At 52.0% G+C, this 15,387-nt stretch carries 14 protein-coding genes; 6 read left to right on the top strand and 8 right to left on the bottom strand.

What is annotated here, in order from left to right; all coding sequences use genetic code 11:
• Positions 1–269: 269 nt before the first annotated feature.
• The 3 genes from G8S19_RS16320 to pheP all read left to right on the top strand — a co-directional run bounded on the left by G8S19_RS16320 (position 270) and on the right by pheP (position 5,130).
• Positions 270–1,352, top strand: coding sequence for a YncE family protein (locus G8S19_RS16320; RefSeq protein WP_253685548.1), 1,083 nt, complete (start codon positions 270–272; stop codon positions 1,350–1,352).
• 59 nt (positions 1,353–1,411) lie between these two features.
• Complete coding sequence (locus tag G8S19_RS16315; RefSeq protein ID WP_253685546.1) at positions 1,412–3,610, top strand: TonB-dependent siderophore receptor; 2,199 nt, start codon at positions 1,412–1,414, stop codon at positions 3,608–3,610.
• Between the two features lie 125 nt (positions 3,611–3,735).
• Positions 3,736–5,130 carry a phenylalanine transporter gene (gene pheP / locus G8S19_RS16310; protein WP_061067477.1) on the top strand — a complete coding sequence of 465 codons (1,395 nt, stop codon included), beginning with the start codon at positions 3,736–3,738 and terminating at the stop codon, positions 5,128–5,130.
• Between the two features lie 54 nt (positions 5,131–5,184).
• Here the strand turns inward: pheP and G8S19_RS16305 are convergent, their stop codons facing one another.
• The 4 genes from G8S19_RS16305 to G8S19_RS16290 form a co-directional block, all read right to left on the bottom strand.
• Positions 5,185–6,429 carry a mechanosensitive ion channel family protein gene (locus G8S19_RS16305; protein WP_048212351.1) on the bottom strand — a complete coding sequence of 415 codons (1,245 nt, stop codon included), beginning with the start codon at positions 6,427–6,429 and terminating at the stop codon, positions 5,185–5,187.
• Between the two features lie 64 nt (positions 6,430–6,493).
• Positions 6,494–7,147 carry an oxygen-insensitive NAD(P)H nitroreductase gene (gene nfsB, locus G8S19_RS16300; RefSeq protein WP_061067479.1) on the bottom strand — a complete coding sequence of 218 codons (654 nt, stop codon included), beginning with the start codon at positions 7,145–7,147 and terminating at the stop codon, positions 6,494–6,496.
• Positions 7,148–7,266: 119 nt separating this feature from the next.
• Positions 7,267–7,635 (bottom strand): MmcQ/YjbR family DNA-binding protein, encoded by a 369-nt coding sequence (locus G8S19_RS16295; RefSeq protein WP_048212349.1) that lies wholly within the window; start codon positions 7,633–7,635, stop codon positions 7,267–7,269.
• The gene (locus G8S19_RS16290; RefSeq protein ID WP_005122009.1) at positions 7,635–8,216 is read right to left on the bottom strand and encodes a TetR/AcrR family transcriptional regulator; all 582 of its coding nucleotides are present in this window, start codon (positions 8,214–8,216) and stop codon (positions 7,635–7,637) included. Before G8S19_RS16290 ends, G8S19_RS16295 begins: the two co-directional genes overlap by 1 nt.
• Before the next feature lie 191 nt (positions 8,217–8,407).
• Between G8S19_RS16290 and G8S19_RS16285 the strand changes: the two genes are divergently transcribed.
• Both G8S19_RS16285 and G8S19_RS16280 read left to right on the top strand, forming a co-directional pair.
• Positions 8,408–9,520, top strand: a complete 1,113-nt coding sequence (locus G8S19_RS16285; protein WP_061067480.1) for an MBL fold metallo-hydrolase — start codon at positions 8,408–8,410, stop codon at positions 9,518–9,520.
• 17 nt (positions 9,521–9,537) lie between these two features.
• A complete protein-coding gene (locus G8S19_RS16280; RefSeq protein ID WP_005122005.1) occupies positions 9,538–9,879 on the top strand; it encodes a RamA family antibiotic efflux transcriptional regulator in 342 nt (113 codons plus the stop codon).
• 22 nt (positions 9,880–9,901) lie between these two features.
• On the opposite strand, the gene G8S19_RS16275 is transcribed toward G8S19_RS16280, so the two are convergent.
• Both G8S19_RS16275 and G8S19_RS16270 read right to left on the bottom strand, forming a co-directional pair.
• Positions 9,902–10,150: a DUF1158 family protein gene (locus G8S19_RS16275; RefSeq protein ID WP_061067481.1), complete on the bottom strand. Its 249-nt coding sequence runs from the start codon at positions 10,148–10,150 to the stop codon at positions 9,902–9,904.
• Positions 10,151–10,216: 66 nt separating this feature from the next.
• Positions 10,217–11,335, bottom strand: a complete 1,119-nt coding sequence (locus G8S19_RS16270) for a YbdK family carboxylate-amine ligase (protein ID WP_101742366.1) — start codon at positions 11,333–11,335, stop codon at positions 10,217–10,219.
• Positions 11,336–11,478: 143 nt separating this feature from the next.
• Between G8S19_RS16270 and G8S19_RS16265 the strand changes: the two genes are divergently transcribed.
• Entirely contained in the window at positions 11,479–12,183 is a 705-nt protein-coding gene (locus G8S19_RS16265) for a GNAT family N-acetyltransferase (RefSeq protein ID WP_124021329.1), read from the top strand.
• An 18-nt stretch (positions 12,184–12,201) separates the two neighbouring features.
• On the opposite strand, the gene entD is transcribed toward G8S19_RS16265, so the two are convergent.
• Both entD and G8S19_RS16255 read right to left on the bottom strand, forming a co-directional pair.
• Positions 12,202–12,879, bottom strand: a complete 678-nt coding sequence (entD, locus tag G8S19_RS16260; RefSeq protein WP_101742368.1) for an enterobactin synthase subunit EntD — start codon at positions 12,877–12,879, stop codon at positions 12,202–12,204.
• A 50-nt stretch (positions 12,880–12,929) separates the two neighbouring features.
• Positions 12,930–15,221 carry a TonB-dependent siderophore receptor gene (locus tag G8S19_RS16255; RefSeq protein ID WP_199969348.1) on the bottom strand — a complete coding sequence of 764 codons (2,292 nt, stop codon included), beginning with the start codon at positions 15,219–15,221 and terminating at the stop codon, positions 12,930–12,932.
• Positions 15,222–15,387: the final 166 nt, after the last annotated feature.

Raw genomic sequence — 15,387 nt, 5'->3', positions numbered from 1 at the left:
AGTGACTGAACCACGACAGGTTCACCCGTTTGAAAATGTTGGAAAAACAGTAAAGTGCATTCTGTGGCCTGCGATGCCTTTTCGTCCAGAATAATTAACTGTAATTATGAAAAAGCGGTACTGGCGCGCACTTCTTCATGTCTTTAAACCCTCGTTTCATCTTTTTTATTCACCGGCTAATTATTCTTGATCTGATAAAGATAATGCGTATAGTTCTCATTCTCTTTTGATATTAACAATCTGCGTGAATTCTGGTAAGGATCCTGACAATGAAAAAAACAACATCCGCTCTGGCATTGTTGGCTGCCGTTGCATTGAGCGGCTGCACAGCTAACGCCACGCCAGCCAGTAACCCGCTGGCACAGGAAAAAGCAATCGCACCGGCAGCAACGGATATTCAGCAACGCGCACTGGCTGACGGCTTGTATGAAATGGCGCTGAGTCCTGCGGGTGATGCGCTGTACGTCGCCAGCGCGGAAGGGTTCAAAGATGTTCAGGGTGGGGTGGTTTACAAGCTGGATCCGCAAACGCTGAAGACCATCGGTCTGAGCCACACCGATCTGAAAAACTTTGGTATGGCTATCTCGCCAGACGGTAAAACGGTGTATGTCACCAACTCTCTGGATGGTGGTCTAAGCGCGCTGAATGCCGCAGACGGCAAAGTGAAGAATCGCGTGCTGTTCCCGGAACGTAACCCGCAAGGTTTCCCATACGGTGCGCGTCAGGTACTGCTGCATAACGGTCTGCTCTATATTGGCGCCGTTGCCGATCCGGCGGTGATCTGGGTGGTTGATGCCGAAACGCTGAAACTAAAAACCCGGATTAAAAATACCGGTAAATGGATGACCGGACTGCATTACTCAGAAATGACGCAGCGTATTTATGCGGCAAATGGCGGCGGTGAAATCCTGGTTATCAACCCGCGTACTCAGCGCGTTGAAAAACGCTGGCAGCCGCTGGGCGATAAACCCGCGTTGCTGTTGAATATGGCGGAAGACCCGCAAACCGGTCGCCTGTTTGTCACCGACAATTCCAAAGCGAAAACGACATTGGTGTTGGATATTCATACGGGCAAGCTGCTCAAACAACTGGATATCGGGGATTCTCTGGCGGTGAAACTCAATGCGAAGCGTAATGAAATCTATGTTACCCAGCGTGATTCCGGAAAATTGCTTAGCCTGAACGCAACGGATTACAGCGTGAAGAAAAGCTGGGAGCTCCTCCCCAATCCAAACAGCCTGTTGCTCTCTGCTGATGGCCAAACCTTGTTTGTCACCGTGAAACAGAAATTCAATAAAGACCACTCCACCTCCGCGCCAGATAACGTGGTGCGTATTGATCTGAATAAATAATAACAACATGTTGCCGGGGCGCTCTCCGGCAACGTCGTCAGACTTTTAATGGCATGGCTATGGACAAGACTAAAACATACGCACAATTAATGAGAAAAACTGTGCTGGCCGCTACTATTGGCGCGCTTTCCGGCACGGTGAATGCTGCTGAAACCCCGACAGAAGCGGAAGATACCATTGTCGTACAGGCTGCAGAGGGACGTGATTTTAAACCCGGTGGCGATACGTTACTGCCTGCTTTCCTCGACGGCCAGGTCGCCAATGGCGGCAGGCTGGGGATGCTTGGTCAGCAAAATGCCATGGATGTGCCATTTAACGTTATAAGCTACACCTCAAAACTGGTCGAAGATCAGCAAGCTAAGACCGTAGCCGATGTTGTCGCCAATGACGCGAGCGTGCAGGCGGTGCAAGGCTACGGTAACTACGCAGAGACATACCGTATTCGCGGTCTGAAACTTGACGGCGATGATATGACCTTTGGTGGATTATCTGGTGTGCTGCCGCGCCAGGTGGTGGATACGCAGATGATCGATCGCGTTGAAATCTTTAAAGGCGCGAATGGATTGCTCAATGGCGCGGCCGGTAGCGGCGTTGGCGGGATGATTAATCTTGAACCCAAGCATGCAGACGATACGCCGATCACACGCCTTGGTATGGACTACACCAGTGACTCACAGGTGGGAACGTCGCTCGATGCCGGACGTCGTTTTGGTGACAATAACCAGGCCGGCGCCCGTGTGAATCTGTTGCATCGTGAAGGGGAGGGGGCGGTTGACGACGATAAACGTCGTACCACGCTGGCATCGCTGGGACTGGATTACCGTGGCGACCGTTTCCGCAGTTCATTAGACGTCGGGTATCAAAAAAAGACGTTTCACGGCGGTAACATGGGGATCAATGTCTACTATGTGCCATTTGTCCCCGATCTGCCGAAAAATACGCACAACTATAGCCAGAGATGGGGTTATAGCGATATTGAAAATGAGTTCGGAATGGCGCGCACGGAATATGATCTGACCGATAACTGGACCGCTTATGCTGGTTTAGGTGCGCAGCACGCGCATGAAATTGGTTTGTACAGTGCCCCGGAAATATACAACCAGGCCGGTGACGCCAAAGCCGGACGCCTTGATACCAATCGTATTATTGATGCGTTCAGCGGGATGGCAGGGCTGCGCGGGAATTTTGATACGGGTTTTATGTCACATAAGGTTAATGTAGGTTATTCCGCCGTCACTAAAGAAGACAAAATCGCCTGGCGCATGGGGTCACGTGCCGCACGTCCGGACGTCAATATCTACGATACGCAAGCTGTAGCAAAACCAGCGGTGACGGCGACGGGAGGTAACTATAGCGATCCGTTAACCAGTGGACGTACGCGTAGCCAGGGGTGGTTACTCAGCGATACGTTGGGCGTGCTTGATGATCAGCTTCTGTTTACCGTCGGTGCCCGCCACCAAAAGGTCGTGGTACGTGATTACAACAAAGAAACAGGCGCTGAAAACGTTAAGAACAGTTTTGATGACAGCCGCTGGATGCCGACGTACGGTGTCGTGTATAAGCCGTGGCAGGAACTTTCTCTTTATGCGAATCATACCGAATCGCTACAGCCTGGCAGCACCGCGCCAAGCAGTGCGGTGAACTACGGTCAAAGCACCGGAATCATCCATGCAAAACAGAATGAGGTTGGGGTCAAAACAGACTTTGGGCGTGTAGGCGGTTCACTGGCGCTGTTTGAAATCAAAATGCCGGTTGCGCAGTTGGATAGCCAGACCCGGTATTACGCAATCAACGGTGAGCAGCGTAATCGTGGCGTGGAGCTGAATGTATTTGGTGAACCGGTGTTAGGACTGCGGCTGAACGCCAGTGCAACGTGGCTGGATGCGACGCTCAGTAAAAATCAAAACGGTGTCAACAACGGTAAGACGGCAATCGGCGTACCGGACTTCTATGCGGTGCTGGGGGCTGAATATGATATTAAACCTGTTGAAGGACTCACCGCGACGGCACGGCTGAACCATTCTGGCGCTCAGTATGCCAACGCGGCAAATACCAAGAAACTCGACAGTTTTACCACACTGGATTTAGGTGTGCGTTACCGTATGTCACTCAATCAAAATCAGAACCAGATGATTTTGCGTGCAGGGGTCGATAACGTCACCAACGAGAATTACTGGTCAGGTATTGATGATACCGGGACTTATCTGTTCCAGGGCGAGCCACGCACGCTGAAGGTTTCCGTCAGTTACGACTTCTGATTTTTTTCCTGGGCCTCGGTGCGTTGGGCAAGGATGCCCGGCGTATCCAAACGATTGCGCCTTGCGACAACCAGGTTGAAATGTTAAAAGAAGCCCCTTCAATAAAAACCACACAGGGGTAGGGCGTGAAAAACGCGTCAACTGCATCTGACACCAGCGTGTCTGATGCCGCGTCGACGAATGAACCGACGCTTCAGCGGGGGTTGCAAAACCGCCATATTCAGTTAATTGCGCTGGGCGGCGCAATTGGTACAGGCTTGTTTCTGGGAATCGGCCCGGCTATTCAGATGGCGGGACCTGCTGTATTACTCGGTTACGGTGTTGCCGGGATTATCGCGTTTCTGATCATGCGTCAGCTGGGCGAAATGGTGGTTGAAGAACCCGTTTCCGGATCGTTTGCCCACTTTGCCTATAAATACTGGGGGCCGTTCGCGGGTTTCTTGTCTGGCTGGAACTACTGGGTGATGTTTGTGCTGGTTGGCATGGCAGAACTCACCGCAGCCGGAATTTATATGCAGTACTGGCTGCCTGATGTCCCAACCTGGATTTGGGCCGCGGCTTTCTTCGTGATTATCAATGCGGTCAACCTGGTCAACGTGCGTCTGTATGGCGAAACGGAATTTTGGTTTGCGCTGATCAAAGTCCTGGCGATTATCGGCATGATTGGCTTTGGTATCTGGATGCTGGTTTCCGGCAACGGTGGCGAACATGCAAGCATCGATAACCTCTGGCGTTATAACGGCTTTTTCGCGACTGGCTGGAACGGACTGATCCTGTCGTTGGCGGTGATTATGTTCTCGTTTGGTGGTCTGGAACTGATCGGAATTACCGCTGCCGAAGCGCAGGACCCGCAAAAAAGTATCCCGAAAGCGGTAAACCAGGTGGTGTATCGTATTTTGCTGTTTTACATCGGCTCATTGGTGGTGCTGTTGGCGCTGTATCCGTGGGTGGAAGTGAAATCCAACAGCAGCCCGTTTGTGATGATTTTCCATAATCTTGACAGTAACGTGGTGGCTTCTGCGCTGAACTTTGTCATCCTGGTGGCTTCGCTGTCGGTGTATAACAGTGGCGTCTACTCTAACAGCCGTATGCTGTTTGGTCTGTCGGTACAGGGAAATGCACCGAAGTTCTTAACCCGAGTCAGCCGTCGTGGCGTACCGGTAAACTCATTGATTCTGTCCGGCGCGATTACGTCGCTGGTGGTGCTGATCAACTATGTGTTGCCGCAAAAAGCCTTCAGCCTGTTGATGGCGCTGGTGGTTGCGACGCTGCTATTGAACTGGATTATGATCTGTCTGGCGCACCTGCGTTTCCGGGCGGCAATGCGTCGTAAGGGGCGTGATACTCAGTTTAAAGCGTTGCTGTATCCGGCGGGTAACTACGTGTGCATCGCCTTCCTTGGTATGATTCTGGTGCTGATGTGCACCATGGATGATATGCGCCTGTCCGCTATCCTGCTGCCCGTGTGGATCCTGTTCCTGTTCGTGGCCTTCAAACTGCTGCGTCGCAAGTCCCGCTAATATCTAACCGATCTCATCCTGGTGATGAGATCGGTCCTTTCTTCATGCTACCGATTAACGCTGAAAGACACCTGCCAGGGCGCGAATATCATTTCCGGTAGGGGATTGATGAATGCGTAAACCAAACTCTTCGACGACGGCAAAAATATGGTCGAAGATATCAGCCTGAATACTTTCATATTCCAGCCACACCACCGTATTGGTAAACGCATAAATTTCAATCGGTAAACCGTGGTCATCTGGTGCAAGTTGGCGCACCATTAATGTCATATCTTTGCGAATACGCGGGTGGTGGCGTAAATATTCGTTCAGATAAGCCCGGAAGGTGCCGATATTGGTCATCTGGCGATGATTCAATACGGACTCAGGCGCATCTAATTGCTGATTCCACGCGTCGATTTCCTGGTGGCGCGTGGTCAAATACGGTTTCAGCAGATGCGCTTTATGCAATCGCTGGCGTTCATCTTCATCAAGAAAATGAATGCTGGTGGCATCGATGCTGATGCTGCGTTTAATTCTCCGACCACCGGAAGCCGACATCCCGCTCCAGTTTTTAAACGAGTCCGACACCAGCGACCAGGTGGGGATCGTGGTGATGGTATTATCCCAGTTGCGCACTTTTACGGTGGTTAAGCCAATATCAATAACCGCACCATCTGCGCCGTATTTCGGCATTTCCAGCCAGTCACCAAGCTTAAGCATGTCGTTGGCTGAAAGCTGTATTCCGGCCACCAGACCGAGAATCGGGTCTTTAAACACCAGCATTAATACGGCTGCCATGGCACCCAGACCGCTTATCAGTATTGCCGGCGATTGGCCTATCAGCAGGGAAATCATCAGGATCCCGACGAGGATGGCGGCAATCAGTTTGATACCCTGAAATATACCTTTCAAGGGTAACTGGGATGCGGCAGGGAGTTTTTGCGACAGGTTGAGAATAACGTCCAGCAGAGAAAACAGGGACAGCAGGGCGTACATCATGATCCACAGCTGTGCGCAAGTCACTAATATATCTGCCGCTTCACTGCCTTTTTGTAGCCAGAGTGTGGCCTGTATATTGACGATGATACCTTGTAGCGTAAACGCCAGACGGTGGAATAATTTGTTCTGCGTGATAATTTGCAACCACAGACGGGAACTGGTGCTGGCACGTTTTTCAAATGCGCGTAATACCACCCAGTGCAAAATAACGTGAACAATAATGGCGGTGATAAAAATAATGCCAAAAATCATCACCAGCGAGGTGGTGTGATTTATTTCAATGCCGAGTTCTTCTACCTGAGATATCAATTCCTGCATAATGTCTCCTTAATAAACAGCGGTCTATGATGACCGCTGTGTGGAGCTTATGCAAATGTGGGGATCAGACTTCTGTCAGCGTCGTTTCTTGCGGCAGACGTGATTTTGGCAGGGCGGCGTTGAAGTCTTCTACGCTGTGATGACCCACCGGGACCACAACAACGCTGGTGTAACCTTTTTCTTTCAGACCAAACTCTGCATCCATCACTGCCGCATCAAAGCCTTCGATCGGCACTGCATCCAGACCCATTGCTGCAACGCCCAGCAGGAAGTTACCGACGTTCAGGTACACCTGTTTTGCCATCCAGTGGTTGTCATCTTTCAGTTCTTTGCGATGCATATCAGCAAAGAAGGTACGACCTTTGTGGTTTGCGGCTTTAGCTTCAGGGGTGGCGAAGCGGCCATCGCGCTCTTCTTGATCCACCACGCGCTCCAGCCACGCATCGTCCATCGCCGTTTTGGCGCAGAACACCACGACGTGGGAAGCATCCAGCATTTTACGTTCGTTGAACACGAAGCCGCCGGCTGCGGATTTAGCCACCCGCGCTTTTCCTTCGTCAGTGCTGGCAACGATAAAGTGCCATGGCTGAGAGTTGGTACTGGACGGACTAAACTGCAGCAGCGTTTTTAATTTTTCGGCCTGCTCAGCGGTCAGTTTTTTAGTCGGATCGAATGCCTTAGTGGAGTAACGTTTTAAGGCGACAGAAACAATATCCATAACTACTCCTGGTGGTTTTTTATACCCTGCGGGTACGTTTTGTTTCAGCAGGGTACAGGGTTAGCGGGAAAATGATAAGACCGAAAAATGCAAAAACACTTATCGACGCTAACGATAAATCAGCCAGGCCGCAGGCGTTTTTGATCCCGCTTAGGCAGGCCGTCTACCACCCGATGCCATGAGTCGTTCACCAGGTCAGTCAGTAATGACTCGCTAATATCATCGCCGGGGTAGACGGATATCCAGTGCTTTTTATTCATGTGATAGCCCGGTTCGATACTGCGGTAAATCTGCTGATTCAGCAGTGATTTTTGTGGGTCTGATTTCAAATTAACCAACGGACGACCGCGCTGCTCTGAGACAATCATAAAAATCTTACCGCCGACTTTGAAGACATCGTATTCCGGGCCGAACGGCCAGCATTGCTCAGTAAAAGGCAGTTCGAGCGCAATACGTTTAGCACAAGCATGCAGCGTTTGGCCGTCCATTATTTTTCCTCGCGGGTCAGTGCGCGCCACATGGCCTCAAACCCCATCGAAATATATTCATTCGCGCGGGCAGGATCGCGGGCGGCAAATTCCATGGTTGTTTCTGCCAGTGAAAGAAAAAGCCCATCACCGAAGGCACGATATTCGTCAGACATAAATTCAGGGCGAACGGAACGATGACATAAATCGCGCAGTTCCGGGAACATATCATCAGCCTGCTGTTCGGTTTCTTTGCTGATCTTTTCGCTGACGGCCAGTTGGCGGATAGTGCGATGTCCACAAGTATGGTCCAGACCCCAACTGATGTAGCTGTTCCAGATGGAGTGAGTCATGGTTTTGGCATCGGTCACTGAGCGATCCAGATTTGCCATCATTGACTGGCAGAGGTCTTGCTTTAAATGGAGGTAAAGCTCGTTGATCAGATCATCTTTTGTTGCGAAATAGCGAAACAATGTTCCCTCTGCGACACCTGCATTGCGGGCAATTACGGCGGTAGAGGCCGCAATGCCTGATTGTGCAAATGCTGCGGTTGCAGCTTCCAGTAATGCCTGTTTTTTGTCTTCACTCTTCGGACGAGCCACTACACTTTACCCCTAAGTCTGTAAAAAAATAGGATTGAATCACGGCCTTTGCAGCACCGCAACGGCGAATGTCAAAGATTGAAAATCATCTTGACGACAAACTTTCGATTTCTATAATGAGTGCTTACTCACTCATAATCAAGAGTCAGTCGCGCAACCCAGCGGAAAGGGGGCGCGTTTAAGGTCAGGATATGAAGCGTCTCACAGTTTGTGTGGTTGTTATTATGCTCATTGCCGCAGCAGCAAGTTTACCGTTTGTCCTCAATGCCGGATTTGGTCAGGCGCCGCAAGGAGCACAACTGAGTCAGGTTGAACAGTCGCCACACTATCGTGATGGACAGTTTCATAATCAGGTCCCGACCCCGGGCTATACCGGCAACAAAGGTATGCTGGCGGCCTGGTGGGAGTTTCTGATCGCGAAGCGAGAAAACGCGCGACCCGCGCAGCCGTTGCCACTGGTTGCGACCGATCTCGCCAGTTTATCGCCAGAGCAGGATACCCTTGTCTGGCTGGGACATTCCTCGTGGTATTTACAGTTGGCGGGCCAGCGTATTCTTATTGATCCGGTGTTGAGCAATTATGCCGCACCGTTTTCATTCCTGAATAAAGCTTTTGCTGGTGAGTATCCGTGGACCGCGCAGACGATGCCGGAGATCGATCTTCTTATTATCTCGCATGATCATTATGACCATCTGGATCTCGCCACCATCAAGGCCCTGATGCCGAAGATTAAGCGCGTGATTACGCCACTTGGCGTGGGATCGCACCTGCGTTACTGGGGAATGAACAGCGAAATTATTGAGGAACGTGACTGGAATCAATCCGTCAAAGTGACGGACTCGCTGATCGTCCATGTCCTGCCGGCCCGCCATTTTTCTGGCCGGGGGATTAAACGTAACCAAACGCTGTGGGCCAGTTTCATGTTTGAAACGCCGGAACAGAACGTTTACTACAGCGGTGACTCCGGCTACGGGCCGCATTTTAAAGCGATTGGCGAGCAGTTTGGCAAGGTCGATTTGGCAATCATGGAAAATGGTCAGTATGACCAGGACTGGAAGTTCATTCATATGATGCCGGAAGAAACCGCCCAGGCCGCGGCCGATCTCCACGCGAAAGCGGTATTACCCGGACATGCGGGTCGCTTCGTTCTGGCAAAACACACCTGGGATGATCCCTACAAAAGACTGGCACTTGCCAGTCGCCGCCAACATTACCGATTGCTGACGCCGATGCTGGGTGAGCCGGTAGCACTGTCCGAACCGGACCAACAGTTTACGGCCTGGTGGCAGCAGGCAACGCAATGAACAGAGGGGAGAGCATGATGACGATTTCTGCTCAGGTAATTGATACGATTGTTGAATGGATTGATGATAATTTGAACCAACCCTTGCGCATTGATGATATTGCGCGCCATGCGGGGTATTCAAAATGGCATCTGCAACGCCTTTTTCTGCAGTACAAAGGCGAGAGCCTCGGGCGTTATATCCGTGAACGTAAGCTATTATTAGCGGCACGTGATCTGCGAGATACCGACCAAAAAGTTTACGATATCTGTCTGAAGTATGGCTTCGATTCGCAGCAGACTTTCACGCGTATTTTTACCCGTACGTTTAGCCAGCCGCCTGGGGCGTATCGTAAAGAAAATCACAGCCGCACACATTAACGGTATACGGGTTCTCGCGGGTCTATTCTGCCAGCGAGAACCAACGCCGCCAGATGAAGCGCAGTACAAAATATTCAATCACCCCGAGAAGCAAGAACCACAGACAAAACAACAAAGTATAAAACTGATTAAGATCCATTAAATGAAAGGTTGTGACTAACTTTTGCGCCAACGCCAGGCCAAGCGAAGGGGCGGGCAGCAGCAGGCAGGAAAGCAGAGCCAACAGCAGTATCCCGGCGGCGGTCATCAGTGATTCAAGCGGGTGTTTCATGGCATTGTTAAACTTGAGTTAAAAAGCCATTGTCCGGGATCTCGTTGGTTAACGCAAACGTCGCGCTTAATGCCCCGCCCAGATCTCACAGTGTTTTTTCACCAGTCCACTCAGCGAGCCACCGTTTGCCACAAAATCACGCATGTGCCGCACCTCATTGTGACCCTTTTTCACCTGCTGATGTAAGGTGTGAACGGCACTCGCTGCCCCCACTTTTTCAGCCGACGCAGTGACAGTGTTCAGTAAGCGTAGCGTGTCATCCGCCAGGCAGTGGTGATCCCCGGTATTCACGTCGGTGAGTATTCCTTCCATCCCAAAACGACAGGCCTGAAAACGGTTGAACTTGTACAACAGATAATCATTTTCCTGATGCCTGAATGGCCGTTCGGTGAGTAACCAGTGGGCGGTAGCCTGAATTAGACCGGCTATGTTGAGAGCATGCTCAAGGGTCAGCGGGGTATCCATCACCCGTACCTCTACCGTGCCAAAATGCGGACTGGGGCGGATGTCCCAGTGCAAATCTTTAATGCTGTCAATCATGCTGGTATACGCCAGTCGGCGAAAGAGCCTGGTAAATTCCTGCCAGTTGCTTACCCACGGCATCGGGCCATTATCGGGAAATCCGGAGAAAATGTTCAGCCGTGCGCAGGCAAAGCGTGTATCGGCAGCCTGCATATAGGGTGAGGCCGCAGAGAGCGCAATAAAGTGGGGGACAAATCGCGACAGGCCGTGCAGCAGGTAAATCGCATCGTCACCGTTGGCACAACCGATATGAACATGCTGACCGAAAACCGTTGCCTGCTGAATAAGGTAGCCGAAGTTCTCCAGGTTCCGCCGATAGCGTTCGTCATCACACACTTCCTGACGCTGCCATGTCTGAAATGGGTGCGTACCACCACCGCAGATTTCGAGGTGAAGCGTTTGGGCTGCGCGCAAAACAAGGTGTTGTATGGTGGAAAACTGCGCGGCCGCCTGGTCAACATCGCAACACACCCCGGTCGCCATTTCCAGCATACTTTCGGTGATATCGTGCTTCACCTCGCCGACAGTGAGTTCTGACTTCACGGCGTCAATCAACCTGGACGCGTCCTGACTCAGATCGTAGCCCGGAGGATTGATTACCTGCATTTCCAGTTCAATACCTAACGTAAAGGGGTCTGAGACATGAAAATCGGGAAGTGACATAGTGTTCCCCTGAGCGTTGATTTTTAATCAGTATAGAAGAGCGGCGATTTTCTGTTCCGCGTGATAAATCCCTGACCAGTGCTTTGAAGGTGAAATGGCGGGTGCTATAAATTGGTTTTTGCTTGCATAACAGGGGTTGAACAGTGCCAGAGATAAATCTGTATGGGCAGACGGTGGGAGATGCCCTGCCGGACTGGAATGGCGCAACTGCGCTGCCACGGAGTGTGCTTATCGGACAATATTGCCGTCTGGAGCCCCTGAATGCTGACCGCCATGCCGCCGATTTGTTTGACGCCTACGCGCAGGCACCTGACGAACGTGACTGGACCTGGCTTGCCAGCACGCGTCCGGCGAGCGTAGAGGAGGCCGTGCGCTGGGTCACGGGTAAATCAACGGATGCCACTTTGGTTCCCTATGCGGTGATTGATTTACAATCCGGTCGCGCCGTGGGGTTAGTCTCATTTATGGCGATCGACCTTGTAAATGGCTCGGTCGAGATAGGCCATGTGACCTGGTCGCCACGAATGAAGAATACGGTGCTGGGTACTGAAACCGTCTGGCTGTTGCTGCGCCAGGCGTTTGCGCTGGGCTATCGCCGCGTGGAGTGGAAATGTGATTCCCTGAACATTGCATCCCGACGTGCGGCGGAGCGTTTAGGGTTTATCCATGAAGGGCGTTTTCGCCAAAAGATGGTGCGCAAGGGCCGTAATCGCGACAGCGACTGGCTATCAATGATTGACGATGAGTGGTCACAGTGTGACGCTGTTTTGCAGCGTTGGCTGGCAGCGGATAACTTTGATGAAAACGGGCGACAACGCCGATCGCTGGCGGCGTTTCAACCGGCATAGTGCGTTTTCCCTGACCACTCAAACAGAAAAGGCTGGCGAGTATGATGGCGGGGCCGGGCATAGGGTAATGATGTTTTCTTCACGCTGCAACCAGCTAACGTTAACGCTCAGCCCGGCGAGGCTTTGCGAAAATGACGGCGTGATTTGCAAGGTGATCTGCGTCGTGGTGAGAGCGATAACGTTGGCGCTGGAGAAGCCCGGAAGGTGCGTCAAGTGCGCTGAAAACGCCTTATACAGACTCTCTTTGGCGCTGAAGGCCAGGGTTAAGGCAAGTGGAAAGGGGAGTGACGCATGAAGCAAAACCTTTCTCTCAGTGTTGTCTATAATGCTGTCAGCCAGCTCAGCTGCGACCTGCGGCGAAAAAATAGCCTCAATATCCAGTCCGACGGGGTGGCGTGAGACGACAGCCAGTGCCGTTGTCGCGCTATGACTGATACTGCCAAAGAGGCCATGTGGCCACAGCGGTTGTCGCTGCTCGCCGATGCCGGGCACCGTTTTGATACCGTATTCACGTAAAGCATGTATTGCGGCGATACGTCCTGCCAGGTGCTCTGCTTTACGTTTACGTGCGCCAGCGGTTAGCTGGGCATGGTGAGGGAGCCAGAGCAGATCGTGCTCGTGAAAGCTGTTGGGATCAAATTCGATGATCTGCAGCGAATAGTCTGCGAAAGGCAACGATGTGTGTGTTGTACGCATGATTTTGTATCGTTTCCCTCTCCCCACCGGGAGGAGAGGGAACAACGCTATCAGAAGTGTGTATTCACGCTCATGAACCACGTACGACCCGGTTCGTTATAGGTGTACGCGCCAGCGCCCGCCATATAATTACCGGTAACGATATCGCCAGTGGTCTGGGCATTGCCTTCACGCCACAGACGTTTGTCAAAGACGTTATCCACGCCGCCGGTCAGGCTGACGTTTTTGGTCACGTCCCAGGTCGCGCTCAGGCCGACGATGCTGTACGGACTCACTTCTTGTGCCGAGCTGCCGGTTACCGGTTTACCCTGGTAATCGTATTTCTTCGGCTGCTGTTTGCCGTACCAGGTAAAGGTGGATTGCAGTGACAGATCTTCACGCGCCTGCCAGCTCAATGTTGAGTTCAGCGTGTACTCAGGAATAATCGACAGACGTTCGCCAGTCTCTTTATTCTTGCTTTGCAGCATGTAGGTGATGTTGTTGGTCCAGGTAACGGTTTCGCTAACCGGCACGTTCAACGTTCCTTCCAGGCCTTCCACCACCGCTTTAGGAATGTTTTCCCACTGATAGATATCGGTGTAGGTTGTTGTAGTCTTGCCCGTTGTAGCGTTTTTCTTGCTGATAGAGGTTCTGTCAAACGGTACCGTACCCGCTTCAATCTTGTTTCGGTAATCGTTGCGGAACCAGGTGACGCCAGCCAGCCAACCATCACGTTTGAACTCGAGACCAATCTCTTTGTTGATGCTGGTTTCAGCTTTCAGGTCATCGTTACCCATCATGTAGCAGCCAATACCGCTGGCAGAACCGGTGGCATAGCAGCCCTGGCCTTTACTGTACAGAATGTAATTCGGGTTGAGTTGGTACAGGCTTGGTGCTTTATAGGCGCGCGCGATACCCATTTTCAGCGTAAAGTCGTCGCCCAAACCTTGAGACAGGTTCAACGACGGGCTCCAGTTGTCGCCCACAATGCTGTGGTGGTCGAAACGCAGACCCGGTGTCAGCATGGTGCTGTCGGTCAGCTCCATGTTGTTTTCGGCAAACAAAGAGAAGATCTCGGCTTTCGAATATGGGCTGCGATCGGTGCTGCTGTAGCCTGGAATATTACCGCCCATAAAGGTCTGCGAGTTAGACAACATGTCCTTCATGCGCTGCTGGTTCCATTCAGTACCCAGCGTCAGGTTTTGATTGACCAGTAGATCCAACGGAATGCTGATCTCACTGTGCAGCATGACGTCATTCAGGTCGGCATCGACATATTTTTGTGAAGCAGTCGGGTCGAAGATCCCCTCTGTTCCACCGGCCAGACCTTCCGGCGTGCGAGAGTTCCGCGTATGTTCGTACTGCACCCAGTTGCTGGTGGTGACACCATTATCCCAGCCGCCGTTCCAGGTCAGCGAGTAGTTCTGACGGTACAGACGGTTAGTTTCTTTACCGTAGTTATCTTTCACCAACTGGTTAGTGTTGGTATTTTGCGTGTCGCCCGCGTACAGGTTGCCCTGGCGGCTATAACCCGCTTCCAGTTCAAGTGACTGAAGTGGGGCAAAATCCCAACGCACAATACCGTTGATGTCTTTGTTGATCACCCCTTCACGACCGGCGGGTAAGGTATTTGAATATGTGCCGGTACGTTCTGACTGATGACCCTGGTTGATGTCCCATGCGTCGGCCTGGGTTTTATCGAGATTACCGTACAGACGGAAGCTGAAATCTCCGCCCATTGGGCCGTTCAGGCTAAAGTTGGTGCGTTTGGTCGAACCTTCGTCTTTGTGTTCCGGGGCATTGAAATAGGTATCCCAGGAGCCGTGCCATTCACTGCTGCCTTTTTTGGTGATGATATTCACCACGCCACCCGCAGCACCGTTACCGTAGCGTGCCGCGGCTGGGCCGCGCAGCACTTCAATACGCTCGATCATTTCCGGCGGCACCCAGGCGGTATCACCACGGGTATCACGCTCGCCGCGCCAGCCCTGACGCACAGAGTTGCGGCTGGTGACCGGCTTGCCGTCGATCAGAATCAGGGTGTTTTCCGGGCCCATGCCGCGAATGTCTATCTGACGGTTGTTGCCACGTTGACCGCTGGTTGAGTTACCGGTCAGGTTAACGCCTGGCATGGTACGGATGATTTCCGACACGTCGCGAGCCGGAGGGTTCTTACGGATTTCATCTGCGGTGATGGTCGAAACGCCTGGAGCCTGCAGGTTCTGCTGAGCGGCGGTGACGACGATGGTGTCTTCATGAGAGACGGCGGCGCTATCGGTTTTATCTTCTGCTATCGCGGGCAGGGCTACCCCGTAAATCCCTAAATTGACCAATAAGGCCAGTGAATGAATCTTGTTGTTCATTGTATGTCCTGCTTTCTTTTAGCCACGAGTACCCGTGTGCCGTTTTGGGCACCAGGCCTGATGTCGCCCGCATCTGCGTAAACCCCTCCGTTCCAGAAAAAGTACGCAGCGCCAGGTCGGTTTATAAGTGGTGAAAAACTGTGCGCGCTTCCCACAGCGCGTCAAT

Source organism: Citrobacter sp. SX206 (assembly GCF_024181025.1).
Taxonomy (GTDB): domain Bacteria; phylum Pseudomonadota; class Gammaproteobacteria; order Enterobacterales; family Enterobacteriaceae; genus Citrobacter; species Citrobacter youngae.
This window is presented reverse-complemented; position numbering and strand designations above follow the sequence as displayed.

Coding starts and splice junctions, on each gene's coding strand:
- G8S19_RS16320 (WP_253685548.1), top strand. CDS start 270: ATGAAAAAAACAACATCCGCTCTGGCATTGTTGGCTGCCGTTGCATTG.
- G8S19_RS16270 (WP_101742366.1), bottom strand. CDS start 11,335: ATGTCACTTCCCGATTTTCATGTCTCAGACCCCTTTACGTTAGGTATT.
- G8S19_RS16315 (WP_253685546.1), top strand. CDS start 1,412: ATGGACAAGACTAAAACATACGCACAATTAATGAGAAAAACTGTGCTG.
- nfsB (WP_061067479.1), bottom strand. CDS start 7,147: ATGGATATTGTTTCTGTCGCCTTAAAACGTTACTCCACTAAGGCATTC.
- entD (WP_101742368.1), bottom strand. CDS start 12,879: ATGCGTACAACACACACATCGTTGCCTTTCGCAGACTATTCGCTGCAG.
- G8S19_RS16295 (WP_048212349.1), bottom strand. CDS start 7,635: ATGGACGGCCAAACGCTGCATGCTTGTGCTAAACGTATTGCGCTCGAA.
- G8S19_RS16275 (WP_061067481.1), bottom strand. CDS start 10,150: ATGAAACACCCGCTTGAATCACTGATGACCGCCGCCGGGATACTGCTG.
- G8S19_RS16255 (WP_199969348.1), bottom strand. CDS start 15,221: ATGAACAACAAGATTCATTCACTGGCCTTATTGGTCAATTTAGGGATT.
- G8S19_RS16285 (WP_061067480.1), top strand. CDS start 8,408: ATGAAGCGTCTCACAGTTTGTGTGGTTGTTATTATGCTCATTGCCGCA.
- G8S19_RS16280 (WP_005122005.1), top strand. CDS start 9,538: ATGACGATTTCTGCTCAGGTAATTGATACGATTGTTGAATGGATTGAT.
- G8S19_RS16305 (WP_048212351.1), bottom strand. CDS start 6,429: ATGCAGGAATTGATATCTCAGGTAGAAGAACTCGGCATTGAAATAAAT.